Here is a 16,748-nt window from a genome sequence, read left to right on the forward strand (position 1 = left end):
CTTTGATTAATGCCCGAAAGGGCATTAATCAATACGGGCGACGCCCAAGAGCGGTTTTATCGAGAGCCGCATATTTTTATCGACAAGGAGCCTCAACATGACAGACCGCACTACTCAACCAGCAGAACCTAACAGCACAAACGGAAAAGAATTAGTCGAACGAATCCAAAACGACTTATCAAAAGCCCAACATCGATACGGAGTGCAAGACCCGTTTAATGATGCAAACCATTTCATTAGCACAGCGAACGAAATGGTTGCCAAGGCCGATGAACTCGGCTCTACACGATTTCAAGGTTATACCGCCGATAGAGTGGTATCGCAAATCAGTAAAATAGATGGCGAATGGACGCGTGACGATGGCAAAACTCTTGCCGAAATACAGGCCGGTATCGATCAAGATAGTATTGGAGAAATTTCTAGTCGCGCTCAACTGAGGACGCAAGCTGGACAAGATATAGACTATACCATCGACAGAAAATTAGCCTTGGCGGATGCCAGCGCGTTTTTGCGGATTCAAGACCCGAAAATGCAGGAACTTGCAGCCGTAACAATCGCCGATAACACCCGCGAATTCCCTAATTACAAAACAGGATTGGAAGTAGCGTATTCCGGCTATTTACGGAATCCGCCCCAAATATCACCTATTGCCGCGCGAGTCGCAGAACTGGACGCAATAAGCGCCGCGCGGGAAACGGCCAACGAAAAAAACATTGTTGAACCGGTGACTGCAAAGGAGTTGTTCATTGACGGTGCTGATGTTGTTGCGCGTGCCGCGCAAAATCGTCAGCGTGACCGCGACCAGTTAGCGGGCGAACAAAATCGTCTTGCTGCGCTTGCCGAAGGAAAGCGTATCGATGTCGAAAACCTGTCGGAAAAAGCAACCGAGCAAGATACAGCCAATGACGTTGCCGAACGCACAAGTAATACCGCCGACAGGCAAGGCCAACAATTCACCGAACGGGAAAAAAATCGTCAAATCGAACTGATGGAACAATTACACCATCAATTTCGCGTGTCCGGTGCCAAATTCCACTTTAAAGATCAGCCTGGACAAATCGCCTTTAAGGATAAAGGCGAAAAGATGGTATCTGCATCAAACGATGAACGAGTGGCTAAAGCAATGGCGACAATGGCAGACGCCAAGGGCTGGAAAACAATCAAAGTATCAGGCCATCCCGATTTTCAGCGCGAGGTTTGGATGGAAGCCAGTTTGCGCGGCCTTGAAGTCCGTGGTTTTAAACCATCAGAGCAGGATATAAAAGCGCTTGAGGGCCGCCGTGAACATACCATGAAGAACGTCGTTGAACAGGATGCAACGGGGCGAGGACGTAATACCGCCACGGAACGCCAAGAACCGACAGAAAAGACAACGGACAAGATAACGCCACAGGTAGAGACGAAAAAGGCCGTGGAGGCGGATTCTCGCGTATTTAGCGGTCGCGTGCTTGAGCATGGCTCGGCTAAATACAATCACGACCCTGAAGAAAAACAAAGTTATTTTGTGAGGCTTGACACCAAAGCTGGCGAAAAAACCGTCTGGGGAGTGGATCTCAATCGTGCAATGTCTGATTCAAAAGCGAAGCCCGGCGACGAGGTAAAACTCGAATTCAAGGGTAAAGAACGTGTGGTTGTTGAGGCTTTAGATCGTGACGAAACAGGTAAAGTCATCGGAAAAAAACCAATCGAGACAAATCGTAATACCTGGGAAGTACAAATTTCGGATAAAGCCAAGGTGGTTGAGGCAGTGGCCGCGACCCTGATCGACTCAAAAGTCAAAGACCCTGTTAATCAACAAATCTTAAAAGCGGCTGTAGGCGCTCGGCTTGTAGAACGTGAGCAGCTCGGCAAAGTCCCTGAAGTACCGATGTACGACAAAAATGCAGCGAAACAGCCGAAGCAACCGGAACAGATAAGCCCTCAAATCCAAAGAACAGAACGCATCCGGTAACGCTGAAACTGTCTTGCAAGACAATTTCAGCGCGAAAATATTGCGCAATGCTTACCAATATATACAATATTGGCCCATAAATATTTAGTATAATGGAGTTCAACAACATGCAAAAAATGGTAGTTATATCTAGCGCGGTCTTCATGGCCGCGTGCTCATCGTTGCCGGTACCGCCAGTTGTTGACGGTACTGACAGACATCCAATAAACAGCCGAGAGACAACCGAACTATTAGCGCTTCGCGCTCAATTGGCCCAAACACAGGAACTACTACAATTACGTGAACAAAACATAATACCGCCCGTGGCAATCCATCAAGCGCCAGTGCAGACATCGCTAATCACGTCGCAAACGGTCAGTGTGCAATTTCCATTCAACGGTACGAAGTTTAACCCAACACCAGACCAAACCGGGGCGCTTCTTCCATTATTGACCAACACTAAACGTATCGTAGTGCGAGGCAGAACAGACGGCCAACACGCGAGTGCTGCCGATGAACAAGTCGCACTGAACCGCGCACTGTCGGCGCAACGATACTTAGTGAATAACGGAATATCGCCTTTGATTATTTCGATAAATTACTTATCAGCTGGCGATTATGTAGCCGACAACAATTCAGCTGCCGGCCGCGCTCAAAATCGCCGCGTTGATATTGATGTTTTCAATTAATTCGAGACTGACTAAGGAAAATAATATGTTTAAAAATTACTTCGCAAGTATTGCGGTAGAACACACTCGAATTTTAAAAACTAAATCGCTATCTATTTGATTTTTTCAAACTTAACTAATAAGAATTGCTGTTCGTTTATGCAGTTGAAGCTGAGACGCTTCGCTATGTGCGACAATATCTCAAAAAACGAGAAAGTGCGCCCAAACGCAGCATTGGCGTCGGTTATAAAGTGATACGAGGCTGGAGTGTGGAAAGCATTTATTAAAACAAGGAACGCATGAAAATCATCAAAAACAGCGGCAACGAGAGGGTCATCGATGAGCTGCGCAAATGCCTTGTGGCACAATCCACGCTCGATATAGCCTCACCTTCGTTTTCGCTTTTCGCCTTCGGAGAAGTGCGGGAACTCTTGCATAAGCTCAATAAATGCCGCGTGGTATTGCCCAACGCCAAAGCGGACGATCTGGGCATTGTTGATTCTATAGCCGACCGTCCATTTCGTAACCGCCTTCAAACCCGCTGGCTGGCGAAGCAGTGCGCCGAGTGGATTGAGAAGACCACTGAAATTAAGCGCGTTCCTGGGGTTATTCCGCAAGCGACTCTTATCACCGAGAGTTCGGAAAAAGCGCTCAATCGCGTCATTACCGGCAATTGTTCTTTTTCTACGGAAGGACTTGGCATTACCCCCGGCAACCAGTTTGGCCTTATCCAGCTTTCCGAGAGTGCCGAGGAATGTGCGCTTCTCGGTTCCTGGTTTACATCCCTATGGGACAGTTTACCCGCCACCCCAGAAGCAAAAAATGACTTCCTTTCCATGCTCAGGGAGTTGATCGAACATAAAGAACCATCCCTCGTTTACTATTTGATCCTCTACCGGCTTTTCAAAGATATGGGCGAGGAACTGGACGAAGAACGCATTATTAAATCCGCGACCGGTATCCGCAACACGACCGTCTGGAAGAAGTTATACAAGTTTCAGCGTGATGGCGTGGTGGGCGCTATCGACAAGCTTGAGCGGCATGGCGGCTGCATAATCGCTGATAGCGTAGGCTTAGGTAAAACTTTCGAAGCCCTGGCCATCATCAAATATTATGAACTTCGCAACGACCGCGTGCTGGTTCTCGTGCCCAAGCGCTTACGAGACAACTGGACGATCTACAAAGCCAACGACCGGCGCAATAGTTTGGCCTCCGACCGTTTCAACTACGATGTATTAAATCACACCGATCTATCGCGTGACGGCGGCTTGTCTGGCGATATTGACCTCAACCACGTCAATTGGGGCAATTATGACCTGGTGGTCATCGACGAATCCCACAACTTCCGCAACAAGGCCACTCACAAAGACCGTGAGACTCGCTACGACCGCTTAATGCGCCGCATCATCCAGCAAGGCGTCAAGACCCGCGTGCTGATGCTCTCCGCCACGCCGGTCAACAATCGTCTTGCCGACCTGAAAAACCAGATCGCTTTCGTGACCGAGGGCGACGATACCGCGCTATTCGATCACGGCATTCCCAGTATCGAAACGACCGTCCGGCAAGCACAGCTTCAGTTCAACCGCTGGCTTGCCCTGGAAGACACGGATCGTAAGCCAGCACGGCTTATGGATATGCTCGGCTTCGATTACTTCAAGCTGCTCGATATGCTCACCATTGCCCGCTCGCGCAAACACATTGAGAAATACTATGGCACGGCGGAAACCGGTAAGTTTCCGGAGCGATTAAAGCCTATCAACATCAAACCGGACGTGGATTTATCCGGCGAATTCCGCTCCATTCGCGAAATCAACAACGAAATCCGCCGCCTCACGTTGGCCGCCTATGCGCCGCTTCGCTATGTATTGCCGCATAAACAGGCCGCCTATGATGCTAAATACAGCACCCAGATTCGCGGCGGCGAGAGCTTCTTCCGGCAAGCCGACCGTGAAGAAAGTCTTGTTCACCTGCTGCGCGTCAACGTCCTTAAACGGATGGAAAGCGCCGTATCGTCTTTCTCGTTGACCCTCGAACGACAGCTTGCCGACGTGAAAGCCACGCTCGCCAAGCTCGAAGCGCATGAAAGTAGCATTGAAGAAATCGACATTGAAGATGTGGATGTGGACGATGCCGCATTTGAAAGTCTTCTGGTCGGGCGTAAAGTGCGGGTGTTGTTGCAAGACGTGGATTTAGTGCGTTGGCGGCAAGACCTCACTGAAGACCGCAATCGGCTTGCCACCTTGCTTTCGGCGGCTCGACAAGTAAACCCTGACCGCGATGCGAAATTAGCCGCATTGCGGCAAGTTATTTCGCAAAAAGTCACAAACCAGATTAATACAGGCAACCGTAAGGTGATCGTATTTACCGCCTTCGCCGATACCGCCCACTATCTGTATCAGCAGCTTGCGCCGTGGGCGCATGAGAAACTGGGACTGAATACCGCCATTCTTACCGGCACAGGGCGCAACAAAACCACGCTGCCCAATCTGCGCAACGACCTGGCGAGCATCCTCACCGCATTCTCGCCACGCTCCAAGGAACGTCCGGAAGAGTTAGCCAACGAAGGTGAAATCGACCTTCTGATTGCGACCGACTGCATTTCCGAAGGGCAAAACCTTCAAGATTGCGACACGCTCGTCAACTATGACATTCATTGGAATCCGGTTCGTATCATTCAGCGCTTCGGGCGCATAGACCGTATTGGTTCGATCAATACGCTGATCCAGCTCGTCAACTTCTGGCCGAATATCGAGCTGGAGGAATATATCAACTTGGAACAAAGGGTGAGCGGGCGGATGGTCTTGCTGGATATTTCCGCCACCGGCGAGGAAAACGTCATCGAGCAGCAATCCGGCAACCAGATGAACGATCTGGAATATCGCCGGAAACAGCTTCTGAAGCTTCAGGATACCGTCATCGACCTGGAAGACCTAAGCAGCGGCGTTTCGATTGCCGATTTGACGCTCACCGATTTCCGCATTGATCTAGCTGGCTTTCTTAAAGACCATCAGGATCATTTAGACAGCTTGCCACTTGGAACCTTTGCCGTCACCACCACAGACGATCTAGGCGAAACGGCCATCCCTTCGGGTGTGGTTTTCTGCCTGCGTGCCGTAGGCGACGCGGCTTTGAATGTAGTGGAGCCTGGCTATCCCCTTGCGCCCCATTATCTGGTTCATATTGGCGATGATGGAACCGTATTGCTGCCGTTCAACCAGGCAAAGCAGGTTCTCGACCGTCTTAAAAAGCTCTGCATAGGCCGTGATTTACCGGATGCCGTGGCCTGTGCCCGCTTCGATAAAACCACGCGGGACGGCAAGGAAATGAGTGCCGTGCAGGATTTGCTTGCCAAAGCCGTCGCCTCTATCGTCGGCAAGAAAGAAGAGCGGGCGGTCGCCAGCCTGTTTACTCCAGGCGGAACCCACGCCCAGAAAGGCGAGTTTCAGGGCATTAACGATTTTGAGGTCGTGGCCTTTCTGGTCATCCTGCCAGAATCTGTGCCTGCATGATCTTTGCGCCTGTCATCGACGCTTTAGCTTTGCCGCCAGACGCCCGCGTGGATCAGCGCGTGCCGAAAAAACTGTTGCTGGACCAGGGCGTGCCGACCGCTGCCGACAAACGGCAGATTCAGGATGGCATTGAGGACATACACTGGATCGCCGCGCTTAAGCCCACCAATATCGGCGTGCCGGACTATCGTGACGAGGTCCGGGAATATCTGGAAATCGCTATCCTCACTGTCACCTTCCGCCCAGCGGCAAAGCCTACGCGGCTTATAGAACTGATTCATCGGGCTATTCCATACCCCGTTGTATTGCTGTCCAGCCAAAACGAAAAGGTCAGCCTTTCCTTGGTTCATAAGCGCTGGTCACAAGGCGAAGCGGGCAAAGTGGTGATTGAAGACCTGCACAGAACCGCCGCGATTGATCCGAACGCCTTGGCTGAACCAGAGACCCTATTTTTATCCAACCTCGCGCTCTCAACCCTGCCTGCCGCCGACCTGTTTGCTCTTTATCAGGCCTGGATCGACCGTTTGGCAGAACTGGAAGCCGCAAGCATTACGGGCAGTTTCACCCCCCCGACTTCCGCCGAACACTCAACAATTTTGCGGGACGGGCTGGCAAACCACGCTCGGCTACAGTATGAATTAACGACCTTACGCAACCAAGCCGCGAAAGAAAAACAGCTCAATCGCCGCGTGGAACTGAATATGACGATCAAAAGGCTGGAAGCAGAACTGGCCGAACTCAAGACAACACTCTCACCCTAAAGGGCATAAAGGAAAAAGCTGTGCAGAAATTGACTGACCAAGACCCAGAAACCCAAAGCGCCGATCTGATTGCCGGAAACATTGCGCTGCTTCAATCACTATTCCCCGAAGCCTTCACCGAAAGCAAGGTGGACTTCGAGGTATTGAAGCAATTGCTTGGCGGTTTGGTTGATGAGCGTGAGGAAAAATACGGGCTTAATTGGCACGGCAAACGCCGCGCTCGGCAAATAGCTCTGACACCATCAACCGGCACATTGCGCCCTTGCCCTAGTCCGGAAGAAAGCGTGGACTGGGACACCACGCAAAACTTGATGATCGAAGGCGACAACCTGGAAGTGCTTAAGCTCTTGCAAAAGAGCTATGCCGGAAAAGTGAAGCTCATTTATATTGACCCACCCTATAACACCGGCAAAGACTTCGTTTACCCCGACAATTTTCAGGACAACATCAAAAACTACTTGGAACTCACCGGCCAAGTAGAGGGCGGCAAAAAAATCAGCAGCAACACCGAAGCCAGCGGTCGTTTTCATACCGACTGGCTGAATATGATGTATCCGCGATTGAAGCTGGCACAGAGCTTACTCAAACGGGATGGGGCAATATTCGTTTCGTGCGATGAAACTGAGCAACCGCGCTTACGAGCAGCAATGGATGACATCTTCGGGCAAGAAAATTTTGTTGCTGATATGGTCTGGGCGGCAGGGCGCAAAAATGATTCACGCCTGATCTCTGTTTCACACGAATATATCGTCTGTTATGCCCGTGACTCGGGTTATTTAACTGAGCAAAAAATAGAATGGAGACAACGTAAAAAAGGTTTAGAGGATATTTACGCTCAACATAAGAAACTCATGCGTGAGCATGGTACAGACTATGCCGCAATGACGGAGGGAATGAAGGCTTGGTATAAGGGCCTTGCAGACAGTCACCCAGCCAAGGCACATAGACACTATGCACATGTAGATGCTCGTGGTGTGTTTTTTCCAGACAATATCTCTTGGCCAGGTGGTGGGGGACCAAAGTATGAAGTGTTGCACCCGCGGACTGGAAAGCCTGTCTCGATACCATCAAGGGGCTGGATGACGAGTGACCCAGAAAAAATGAAACAATGGATTTTAGAAGATCGTGTTCATTTTGGCGTGGATGAAAACGCAGTACCGTGCATCAAATCATATTTGATGGATCGTGAATATCAGGCTCCGTATAGTGTGTTTTATCAAGACGGACGAGCCGCAACGAAACGTCTTCGCGAATTCATGGGGGAAGACTGTTTCGACTTCCCTAAAGACGAAACAGTACTGAAAGAACTGATTGGCATGATGACATCAGAAAATGATGTCATCATGGATTTTTTTGCCGGTTCTGGCACCCTTGGTCACGCCGTTCTAGCTCAAAACGCTACCGACAACTCAAATCGCCATTATATCCTCGTCCAACTTCCAGAACCACTCGATCCTGAAAACAAGGATCAGAAAACGGCCGCTGGCTACTGTGACAAACTCGGCAAACCTCGCACTATTGCCGAACTGACAAAAGAACGTCTGCGCCGTGCTGGAAAAAAGATTAAAGACGAAAATCCAATCTTCGGAGGAGATACTGGTTTCCGTGTCTTTAAGCTGGACTCATCCAACATCCATGCCTGGGAGCCTAATAGGGATGATTTGGCCGATACCCTTCTTCAACACGCCGAACACCTGAAAACCGACCGCACGGAACAGGATATTCTGTTCGAGCTACTGCTCAAGCTGGGCTTAAACCTGACTGTGCCTATTGAACAGAAGAACATTTCCGGCAAAACCGTTCACAGCATTGGTGCTGGCACTTTGCTAACCTGCCTGGCTCCACAAATCAGCAACAATGAAGCCGAATCTTTGGCCTTGGGGATAGTGGAATGGCATAAGCAATTATCGCCGGCTGGTGAAACCCAAGTAGTATTCCGTGATAGCGCCTTTGCCGATGACGTGGGGAAAACCAATCTCACCGCCATTCTCCAGCAAAATGGGCTGGAAAACGTGCGGAGTTTGTGACCATGCCAAAGAAACCGTCGCTTAAGATTCAGGGAAACGTGCTCATCCACCCAAGTGGCGTGGATTTGACCGAGCGTGTGGTGTCCATTTTGGAACAGGCACGGGCCAATGTGCTACGCACTGTCAATAGCAATATGGTGATTGCCTACTGGCTGATAGGTCGGGAGATTGTGGCGGCACTGCAAGGCGGCGAGGTACGGGCGGGCTATGGCGACCAGCTTATCGTGCAATTGTCCACGCAGTTGCAAGCAACGTTTGGCCGAGGCTTTTCGGTGACCAACTTGCGTTACTTCCGAACCTTCTACACCGTGTATGGGGATCGCGTTCCCGAAATTCGCCACATCGGAGGTGGCGAATTGCACAAAGCTGAAAATCGCCACACTCAAAGTGGCGTTTTGGCTGACTTAGCTCAGTCGGTTGAACAAGCAGATAGCGAACTCGGTTTTTCGCCGCATTTGGGATGGTCACATTATCGGGTGTTGATGGCTATCGAGCATCGGAATGAGCGTCTGTTTTATGAAATCGAGGCCGAAAAGGAAGGCTGGGATGTGAAGCATCTCAAGCGCCAAGTCTATACCCAGCTTTTTGCGAGACTGTTGAAAAGCAGCGACAAAGCCGGGGTGATGGCTTTGACACGCGAAGGCCACACAGTCAAAACCCCGGCAGATACGATCAAGGAGCCTTATATTCTCGATTTCCTTGGACTACCGGATTCTAAAATACTGCATGAATCCGATATTGAAGCGGCGATTATCGATAATCTACAAGCCTTTTTACTTGAATTGGGCAAAGGCTTCGCCTTTGTTGGCCGCCAGAAGCGCCTTCAATTCGGCGAAGATTTTTTTTACATCGATCTGGTTTTCTATCACTGCATTCTCAAATGCTATGTGCTTATCGACTTAAAAATAGGTGAGCTGACTCACCAAGATGTCGGGCAAATTGATAGCTATGTGCGCATGTTTGACGATAAGTACCTTTCCGAGGGCGATAACCCCACCATTGGTTTGATTCTCTGCGCCAAGAAAAACGAAACCATTGCCAAATATTCTGTGCTGAATGACAGCAAGCAGATTTTCGCTTCGAAATATATGCTCTATCTGCCCAGCGAGGAGGAGTTGGGCCGCGAACTCGCCAAAGAACGCGCCCTTATTGAAGCTAAGTTACAGGCAGATCAGGAAAATCAATAATGAAACTCCACTTCGAACCTAACCTTGATTACCAGCATGACGCTATTGAGTCTGTGTGTGACTTGTTTCGTGGGCAAGAAATTTGCCGAACCGAATTCACCGTTACCCATAACGCTGTCGGCGCCCAAAGCGATATGTTCGCAACGAATGATCTCGGTATCGGCAACCGCTTGCAATTGCTCGATGACGAGCTGCTTGCCAATCTCGGCGATATTCAGCTTCGCAACGGCCTAAAACCTGCGTCTGGCTTGGCCTCTGGTGATTTCACCGTGGAAATGGAAACCGGCACGGGAAAAACCTATGTCTATCTGCGCACGGCTTTCGAGCTGAACAAGCGCTACGGCTTTACAAAATTCGTGATCGTTGTGCCTTCCGTGGCAATTAAGGAAGGAACCAACAAAACCCTGGAAATCACTCGTGACCACTTTGAGAACTTGTATCCTGGAGCCAAGGGCTATGAGTTCTTTCAATATGATTCATCCAAACTCGGCCAGGTGCGCAATTTTGCTACCAGTCCGAATATTCAGGTCATGGTAGTAACAGTAGGCGCTATCAATAAGAAGGACGTGAACAACCTCTATAAGGACAGCGAGAAAACCGGCGGTGAGAAACCTATCGACCTCATTAAAGCAACGCTTCCCATCATCATCGTGGATGAACCGCAAAGCGTTGATGGTGGCTTGCAAGGGCAAGGTAAACAGGCGCTCGATGCCATGAACCCGCTCTGCACGCTACGTTATTCAGCGACCCATGTGGATAAACACAACATGGTTTTCCGCCTCGATGCCGTGGATGCTTACGAACAAAAGCTGGTAAAGCAGATTGAAGTCGCCTCCCTTCAGGTCGATGGTGGCCACAATAAGGCTTATGTGAAACTGCTAAGCGTGAGCAACAAGCGTGGTGTCATTTCCGCGCAGCTTGAACTGGATATTCAGCGAGGGGCGCATGTCCGCCGTGAGCCAATAACAGTCCTGGACGGCGACGATCTGGAGCAAACCACAGGCCGAGCCATTTACGCCAATTGTCTGGTCGGGGAAATTCGTTGTGAAAAAGGCAATGAATTGGTCGAACTAAAAACGCCAGGTGGCGAGCATTGGTTACGGATCGACCAAGCTATCGGCGATGTGGATGCTGACGCCCTCAAGCGGTTGATGATCCGGCGCACGATCAAAGAGCATTTAGATAAAGAACTGCGGCTACGCCCACAGGGAATAAAGGTTCTGAGCCTATTTTTTATCGACGTTGTGGATCATTACCGCCGCTATAGCGCCGACGGTGCACGCGAAAATGGCAAATATGCGGTGATGTTCGAGGAAGAATATCGGCGTCTGGCGGCTCATCCAGACTATCAAAGCTTATTTAACGAAGTGGATTTGAGTGCTGACGCTTCCGAAGTGCATGGCGGCTATTTCTCCATTGATAAAAAAGGCGTCTGGACAGAGACCGCCGATAATAACCAAGCTGGCCGTGACAACGCCGAGCGGGCTTACAGCTTGATTATGAGAGAAAAGGAAAAACTGCTTAGTTTCGATACCAAACTCAAGTTTATATTCTCCCATTCAGCGTTGCGCGAAGGTTGGGACAACCCCAATGTCTTCCAGATTTGTGCCTTGCGAGAGATCGGAACCGAGCGTGAGCGGCGGCAAACTATTGGTCGCGGTTTGCGCCTATGCGTCAACCAGAATGGCGAGCGACTGCGCGGCTTTGACATCAATACCTTGACCGTCATCGCCACTGAGAGTTACGAGGAATTCGCCGAAAACCTGCAAAAAGAGATCGAGGCCGATACCGGTATCCGCTTCGGTATCGTGGAAAAACACCAGTTTGCCGCTATTGCCGTGCCAGACGCGACTGGAAAAACCCAGCCGTTGGGCGTGGCGCAATCTGAAGCGCTCTGGAACCATCTAAAAGAGACGGGCTATCTGGATGCAAAGGGCAAGGTTCAGGATGCCTTGCGCAAGGTGCTTAAAGACGGTTCGCTAACCTTGCCGGAAGCCTTCTCCGCGCAGCTTCCACAGGTCAAAGAAATCTTGCGCAAGCTCGCCGGAAAACTGGAAATCAAAGATGCCAATGAGCGAAAGCAGGTTAAAACGCGGCAGGCCATCTTACACAGCGAGCAGTTCAAGGCATTGTGGAACCGGATTAAGCACAAGACTACTTACAGGGTGCAATTCGACAATAAGAAATTGCTGAAAGATTGCGCCCAAGCCATCTGGCATTGTCCGCCAATCACAAAAACACGGGTCAATATTCGTAAAGCCGATCTTGCCATTGGCCGGGGTGGGGTCATTGCGGAAGAAACCGCTACGGGCGCATCCATCACGCTGGATGAAAGGGACATCGAGCTACCTGACATCCTGACCGATTTGCAGGACAAGACCCAGCTTACCCGCCGCAGTCTGGTCACGATCCTGAATGACAGCAACCGGCTGAATGACTTTGCTCGTAACCCGCAGCAGTTCATCGAGCTTGCCAGTGAATCCATCAACCGCACTAAGCGCCTCGCCCTGGTGGATGGTATCAAGTACCAGCGTATTGGTGATGAACATTATTATGCTCAGGAGCTTTTTGAGAAGGAAGAATTAACCGGCTATCTAAAAAATATGCTGGCCGTCGAAAAGTCTGTCCATGAGCATGTCGTCTATGACTCCAGTGGAGTTGAGCGCGGTTTCGCCGAACAACTGGAAAAGAACGAATCCGTCAAGGTATATGCCAAGCTGCCAGGCTGGTTTAAGGTTCCAACCCCATTAGGCAGCTACAATCCTGATTGGGCTGTATTGGTGGAGCTGGACGGTGCAGAACGCCTCTATTTTGTCGTGGAAACCAAGGGTAGTCTTTTCACCGATGATCTACGAGATAAGGAAAGCGCCAAAATCAAATGTGGCGAGGCGCATTTTGAAGCCTTGGCAATCGGCGACAACCCCGCACGTTTTGTTAAGGCGACAAAACTTGAAGATGTGATGGCGCATAGTGAGTAGAGCCACTTTTTATCACTATTACCAACACGCATCGCGCCGCTGACAAAACGCCTAGAAATAACACAGGCTCTACTATGTACGACCATATACGAACTTAGGATGAATGGAATGACAGTCATATCAGAAATAAGAAATGAATCGAATGGTGCACAATTTCGCCGAGCAGATTTGCACATCCATTCCTTCGGAGATACAGGGTCATACGATGTGACTGACACAAACATGTCTCCTGAGAATATCGTTGATACAGCGATTACAGAGAACCTCCAAATCATCGCAATCACTGATCATAATCAAATCGGTAATATCAGTCGTGCATTAAAACATGCAGAGGGCAAGCCTATTCTTGTCGTACCAGGCGTAGAACTCTCCACGCCTCAAGGTCATTTTCTAGTCTACTTCCCCACGCTTCAGTCAATTGAGCGCTTCTATGGCAAGCTGAACATTTCATCCGATAAAAAGACTTGTTACGATACGATCCCTCAATGCCTCAAATTTGCTGACGAATTTGAAGGCTTTGGAATCTGCGCTCATATCGATCTCGACAATGGTTTCGAGAAAACCATTGTTAAGTACAATACTTTCAAACAGGAAGTTCTGAATTGTAAAAACCTTCTTGCACTAGAAGTCTCGAATGCCAACAACAGTCTATGGTTCTCACATTCAGATGATAGCCCTGATCGAAAGAACTGTGCTGTGCTGCGTTGCGAATACCTAGGCCAAGAAGAGAGAACTGAACTGGCGAAGGTCATGTCGTCGGATGCCCACAGTCTCGCCGCGCTTGGTAGAAACGCAAATGGCAATCGGCGGCTCACACGTTTAAAAATGGAGTCACTTACTTTCGACGCCCTCCGGATCGCACTGCTCGACTGTGCAGCGCGAGTGCGACTTGAAGACTTAATTCCGCCCTCTATTCCGCATTTCATTGGTATGAAACTTGAAGGTGGCTTCCTTAAAAACCAAGTGGTTCATTTCAGCCGAAATTTAACATGCATTATAGGTGGTCGCGGGGCAGGTAAATCTACGATGCTTGAGTCATTGCGGGTCGCTTCAGGGAACCCTATCAATAATACGATTGTGGATTCTGAGGTTTGGCCAGATGAAATCTCGCTCGTTTACGAAGACGAGGTGGGGCAGCAACATATCCTAACTCGCAGCAAACTGAACGACATTTCAAACGCTGATCCAGACGGGCCGACGTGGGTTACAATCGAGAGCTACGGTCAAGGAGAAACTGCGGAGACAATCCAGCACTGCGACAAGGACCCTACCATCCTGCTCAAGTTTATTGACGGATTCATGGACCTTAATGCAATGAATCAGCTGGATATTGAGCTTAGGGACAATCTTCTTGCGAACCAGACATTAATCGAAAATCTACAACAGGATATAAACCGGATCGCTGAAACGGAAAAAGCGAAGACTCTTGCCGATGTTCAAGTTGCAGCACTGAAAAACCAGAAGGCAAGCGAGGTAGTAGAACTTGAAGAGAAGTTGGCTAAGGAACGACTCTTCCGGGATCGGCTCAATATCAACCTTAAGACGCTGCTAAATTCAATCAATGAATGCTTGACGAGTGAAGAGCTTAAAAACCTGATGTCGGAACAAGACGGGACAACACTAGCTGTTGGACAGACTGAATTTGAAACGGTAAAAACGCTCGTGAATAATCTCGCGGCAGAAGTGGAATCGCTTTCAACCCAACTCAAAACAAAGATTACTGATGCAAATGCTAAGATTACGGCCCAACTGAAAAGCTGGGCCTTAAAGGAAAAGGAGACTCAAACGAAGATCGAAGACCTTCGCAGAGAACTCGAAAAGCAGAATATCAAGCTCGATATAGCATTCATCCGCAAGGTTACAAAGGATGCGACCGACTCAGCTGCAAAGCTCATAGAATTAAAGAAGAGCATTCCTAAACAACAGGAAGCATTCAAGGTGAGGCGGAGCCTGCTAAAGGACCGTCTAGAATTAAAGAGTAAGCTGTTCACCACGCGGCAGGCGTTCGCGATGGCGATGAACAATAACCTCGCTACAACTGTAGTTGACTATAAGGTCACGATCAAATTTCACGAAGGCTTGCTCTCCAATGACTTTGAGAATCTAATCAAAACAGCAATGGGATGGCGAACTTCGCAGGTACCAAAGGCTAATCTGATTGCTTCGCAACTATCGCCGATTACCTTGCTGGACGCAATTAATCGGAAAGTTACAGACAAGCTGGAACAGGTAGTTGATATTGACAATAATAAAGTTTTCTCAAAAAGCGATGCCGGTGACATCCTAACCACTATGGGTCAGTGGGATACAAAGTCGGCACTTGAACGGTGTGTCTTTGAAGATAGACCAGAAATCAAGGTGAGCAAAGCTGTCGTGATGGGGAATGGAAACAAGACTTATCAAGTCCGCGACTTCTCGATGTTGTCCCTCGGGCAACAGCAGTCGATACTGCTATCGATCTTGTTGTTCTCGAAGAGCAAAACACCACTCATCATCGACCAGCCTGAGGATAACCTCGACAGTGAGTTCATCTATAAAACCCTGGTACGATCCCTCCGGAGTATCAAGGAATACCGGCAGGTTATAATCGTAACCCATAATGCGAATATTGCAGTTTTGGGAGATGCCGAATTGATTATCCCTCTTCGCGGCGCAAGCGAACTGTCGATAATCAGAGATCGCGGGTCTATCGACACGACGGAAACTAAGGATATTGTCTGCACAATTTTAGAAGGAAGCCAAAAAGCGTTCAAGCGGCGGCAGGAAGTCTATGGATTCTAGAAATCGAATGCATTGGTAGTCGCTGTTGCGCGTAGCGCACGCTATACAGAGCACTACCCGAAGTGCCTAGCTTGTCACCAATACCATTGTTATTGGTGACAGCAACCCGCCGGCGCTGGTCACGGTCCGCGCCTGGTCTTCTTCAGCTATGTACATTCAACGCCGCCAATCCATCATCAATGGATACAACACCGGCATAAAGCAACATTAACCGCCAGGCTGAATACGGAATTTCACGATAATCATCTTTCTCAACACTTGCCTGCCATTTTCTAATCGTCGATGACCCTTTTTTAGGCACGTAATTAACGCCCACAAGCTTTGCTGTGACACTTTGCGACCAACCGACTAGCTTAATCAATCGATTCACTTCTTCAGGCGTAGGCGGCACGTATGCCGCGTGACTGAAAGGCAAGGCGCAAGGCCGGTTTCGAAAGGCATCGAGCGAAATCGGCAACGATCCGCCCACGTCATAAATAGGTACAGTTTCCATAAAAACCCCTGTAAATCATTCAATGAATAATGAGGGGCGGATTAAGCCGCCCCTCAGAAAGTTTATAAAATTCCAGCTTCCGCGAAACTATAGGCACTGCGGCAAGTGACAATCAAGTGATCCAAAACCCGAACATCGATCAGTTTTAAAGCATCGATCAGGCGGGTGGTAATCCGGCGATCCGCATCGGAAGGCTCCGCCAGACTCGACGGGTGATTGTGAAAGAAAATGCAAGCTGCCGCATTAACGGAAAGAACTTCTTTTACTACCTCACGAGGGTAAACACTTGCGCCATCGATAGTGCCACGGAACAAAGTAACTGACTCAATCAATTGATGCTGATTATCCAATAACAACACGCCGAAAACCTCATGTTCAAGGTGAGCGGCTTGCAACTGCGTATTCTGATTAATT

The 16,748-nt window shown here is 49.3% G+C and carries 10 protein-coding genes; 8 read left to right on the forward strand and 2 right to left on the reverse strand.

Annotation, left to right across the window (positions count from 1 at the left end; genetic code table 11):
- Positions 1–97 precede the first annotated feature (97 nt).
- The 8 genes from A1332_RS04000 (at position 98) to A1332_RS04035 (ending at position 15,841) form a co-directional block, all read left to right on the forward strand.
- On the forward strand, positions 98–1,951 hold the full coding sequence (locus tag A1332_RS04000) for an LPD7 domain-containing protein (RefSeq protein ID WP_064007266.1): 1,854 nt from the start codon (positions 98–100) through the stop codon (positions 1,949–1,951).
- A 107-nt stretch (positions 1,952–2,058) separates the two neighbouring features.
- Entirely contained in the window at positions 2,059–2,619 is a 561-nt protein-coding gene (locus A1332_RS04005) for an OmpA family protein (protein ID WP_231890206.1), read from the forward strand.
- Between the two features lie 278 nt (positions 2,620–2,897).
- A complete protein-coding gene (locus A1332_RS04010) occupies positions 2,898–6,107 on the forward strand; it encodes a helicase-related protein (protein ID WP_064007268.1) in 3,210 nt (1,069 codons plus the stop codon).
- Positions 6,104–6,868 carry a DUF4391 domain-containing protein gene (locus A1332_RS04015; protein WP_064007269.1) on the forward strand — a complete coding sequence of 255 codons (765 nt, stop codon included), beginning with the start codon at positions 6,104–6,106 and terminating at the stop codon, positions 6,866–6,868. Before A1332_RS04010 ends, A1332_RS04015 begins: the two co-directional genes overlap by 4 nt.
- Before the next feature lie 20 nt (positions 6,869–6,888).
- Complete coding sequence (locus A1332_RS04020; protein ID WP_064007270.1) at positions 6,889–8,895, forward strand: site-specific DNA-methyltransferase; 2,007 nt, start codon at positions 6,889–6,891, stop codon at positions 8,893–8,895.
- A gap of 2 nt (positions 8,896–8,897) precedes the next feature.
- Positions 8,898–10,082, forward strand: a complete 1,185-nt coding sequence (locus tag A1332_RS04025) for a PDDEXK nuclease domain-containing protein (RefSeq protein WP_064007271.1) — start codon at positions 8,898–8,900, stop codon at positions 10,080–10,082.
- Positions 10,082–13,060, forward strand: a complete 2,979-nt coding sequence (locus tag A1332_RS04030; protein ID WP_064007272.1) for a type III restriction-modification system endonuclease — start codon at positions 10,082–10,084, stop codon at positions 13,058–13,060. Before A1332_RS04025 ends, A1332_RS04030 begins: the two co-directional genes overlap by 1 nt.
- Positions 13,061–13,168: 108 nt before the next feature.
- Positions 13,169–15,841 carry a TrlF family AAA-like ATPase gene (locus tag A1332_RS04035; protein WP_064007280.1) on the forward strand — a complete coding sequence of 891 codons (2,673 nt, stop codon included), beginning with the start codon at positions 13,169–13,171 and terminating at the stop codon, positions 15,839–15,841.
- Positions 15,842–15,983: 142 nt separating this feature from the next.
- Here A1332_RS04035 and A1332_RS04040 read toward each other — a convergent pair whose 3' ends face one another.
- Together A1332_RS04040 and A1332_RS04045 are read right to left on the reverse strand one after the other, a co-directional pair.
- Positions 15,984–16,334: a hypothetical protein gene (locus A1332_RS04040; RefSeq protein WP_064007273.1), complete on the reverse strand. Its 351-nt coding sequence runs from the start codon at positions 16,332–16,334 to the stop codon at positions 15,984–15,986.
- 62 nt (positions 16,335–16,396) lie between these two features.
- On the reverse strand, positions 16,397–16,748 hold a 352-nt coding region (locus A1332_RS04045), incomplete at its 5' end, for a JAB domain-containing protein (RefSeq protein ID WP_419865986.1).

Source organism: Methylomonas methanica, from assembly GCF_001644035.1.
In the GTDB taxonomy this organism is placed as follows: Bacteria; Pseudomonadota; Gammaproteobacteria; order Methylococcales; family Methylomonadaceae; genus Methylomonas; species Methylomonas methanica_A.

Excerpts from the sequence above, each read along its gene's own strand:
- A1332_RS04010 (WP_064007268.1), top strand. The coding sequence starts at position 2,898 with ATGAAAATCATCAAAAACAGCGGCAACGAGAGGGTCATCGATGAGCTG.
- A1332_RS04000 (WP_064007266.1), top strand. The coding sequence starts at position 98 with ATGACAGACCGCACTACTCAACCAGCAGAACCTAACAGCACAAACGGA.
- A1332_RS04025 (WP_064007271.1), top strand. The coding sequence starts at position 8,898 with ATGCCAAAGAAACCGTCGCTTAAGATTCAGGGAAACGTGCTCATCCAC.
- A1332_RS04015 (WP_064007269.1), top strand. The coding sequence starts at position 6,104 with ATGATCTTTGCGCCTGTCATCGACGCTTTAGCTTTGCCGCCAGACGCC.
- A1332_RS04030 (WP_064007272.1), top strand. The coding sequence starts at position 10,082 with ATGAAACTCCACTTCGAACCTAACCTTGATTACCAGCATGACGCTATT.
- A1332_RS04035 (WP_064007280.1), top strand. The coding sequence starts at position 13,169 with ATGACAGTCATATCAGAAATAAGAAATGAATCGAATGGTGCACAATTT.
- A1332_RS04005 (WP_231890206.1), top strand. The coding sequence starts at position 2,059 with ATGCAAAAAATGGTAGTTATATCTAGCGCGGTCTTCATGGCCGCGTGC.
- A1332_RS04040 (WP_064007273.1), bottom strand. The coding sequence starts at position 16,334 with ATGGAAACTGTACCTATTTATGACGTGGGCGGATCGTTGCCGATTTCG.